This is a genomic window from Nitrososphaera sp., assembly GCF_050748925.1.
In the GTDB taxonomy this organism is placed as follows: Archaea; Thermoproteota; Nitrososphaeria; order Nitrososphaerales; family Nitrososphaeraceae; genus Nitrososphaera.
The window spans coordinates 1-1722 of record NZ_JBOGQF010000219.1 but is presented as its reverse complement, the minus strand read 5'-3'; the positions used below and the strand labels follow the sequence as shown (position 1 = coordinate 1722).

General features: G+C 56.2%; 2 protein-coding genes. Both read right to left on the bottom strand.

Features of this window, described 5'->3' with window-relative positions:
• Window positions 1–268 precede the first annotated feature (268 nt).
• Window positions 269–1108, bottom strand: a complete 840-nt coding sequence (gene istB / locus ACREAY_RS11695; protein ID WP_431755944.1) for an IS21-like element helper ATPase IstB — start codon at window positions 1106–1108, stop codon at window positions 269–271.
• Window positions 1105–1722: Mu transposase domain-containing protein (locus ACREAY_RS11690; RefSeq protein WP_431755943.1), on the bottom strand; the 618-nt coding region annotated here is incomplete at its 5' end. The genes istB and ACREAY_RS11690, both read right to left, overlap by 4 nt.

The following is a 1722-nucleotide window of genomic DNA, read 5'->3' as shown; positions in this document are numbered from 1 at the left end:
CGTTGAAATAGAGTGGTGTAGCTTTGATAGCGCAGTCAGTCGCGCAACCTGACGGCCAGCTGGTCAGGCGTCGCCACACGTTCGTGCCGGTCTCAAATGTCGTGACGGGTGCGACGTCTGCCTTTGGCGCGCCGTCCTTTAGATATTGGGCAAGAAACGGAGCCAGCATTTCTCGTCTGAAGGTCATAGAGGTGTCAACGCGCATGAAGAATTGACCCCTTTTCACTCACCAAGAATTGACCCCCCAGGGGCAAAAAAAGAGACAGGGTTAGGTCATGGCAGTCTCCTCCTTTGCAGCAGGAGTGGGTTGAGCTGTTAGTGCAGAAGTATCGAGCAAAGCATCCAGCGTGGAGCGAGCGGCCTGACGTTTTTCTTTCAAGCGGAAGCTCTCACCGCGAATATTAATGACGGTGCAGCGATGGAGCAGACGGTCGAGGGCGGCAGAGGCCATGATGGCATCGCCGGCAAAGACTTCAGCCCAGTCACTGAAAGCTTTGTTGGAAGTAAGGATGATGGCGCTGTTGTTGTCGTAGCGCTGGGAGATCACCTGGAAGAAGAGACTGGCCTGCGTCTGGTCTAACTGCAAGTACCCCACTTCATCGATGATCAAAAGTTTAGGACGCGTCATGTTATGCAGCTCGCGATGAAGTTTGTTCTCGGCCAGGGCTTTGGATAAACGGCGCGTCATTTCGATTGCGGTAGTGAAGTAAACGCGATGACCGGCTTCGGCAGTAAGCAAGCCGAGGGCGATGGCCAGATGCGTTTTGCCTACTCCTGGGGGGCCGAGAAAGACCAGGCTGCGACCATCGTGCAGGAAACGACAGGTAGCGAGTTCATCGATGAGGCGGCGATCGACTCCTGGCTGGGCCGCATAATCGAAGTCCTCGAGCCGTTTGCGATAAGGAAAGCGGGCGAACTGCAGATTGAGGCGCACGGTGCGGCGATGACGCTCCTGGAGTTCCGCCTCGAGCAGGTAGCCGAGGAAATGGGAATAGGACCAGCTCTGGGCCGCCGCTTGTTGGGAAGCGGAGTCCAGTTGGGCCAGAGCGGTAGTCAGTTTCAATTGTTCGAGGGCGGCCGGGGCTTTTTGTTCGTAAGTGATGCTCATCGGGTCACCTCCAGGCCGGCAGTTTGGTCATAGGCAGCTAAAGGAGTAACAGCCACCGCGTCGCTGAAGCTAAGTTGCCAATGAGGCGCGGCGGGAACTGGTTTTTGTAACGAGAGTTGCCAGAGCGCTGCGAGGTGTTCTGGTTGCACGATGGAGGAGTCAGGCTGGGTGGCGCGCTGGTGCTCGGCGATGATCAAGTCACCACTACGAATGACAATCTTTTGCTGGTCAGCTTCAACGAAGACGGGCTTACCAGCATGTTGGGGCGGGATGGAATAACGGCTGCGCTCAAAGCGCACAGTGGCATCCCAACCAGCCTGGCGCGGTACTTGTTGGCCTACTAAGTAAGGCGCGATGGCCCTGACGCTGGTCAACTCTTCCTGCGCAAATAGATCCACAGGTCGCCGTTTAGTAGTGGCCTGGAGACGCACATTGGCAGTCTGGTTCAGCCAGTGCAAAGCCTGCGCATTGAGGTCGTCGAAGCCGGCGAAAGAACGGCCGTTGAGAAAGTTGTCTTTCACATAATCGACAATGCGTTCCACTTTGCCTTTGGTGCGGGGCCGATAAGGCTGATGCGTTTTCGGCGTGAAGCCGTAATGGTTAGCAAAGTCGAG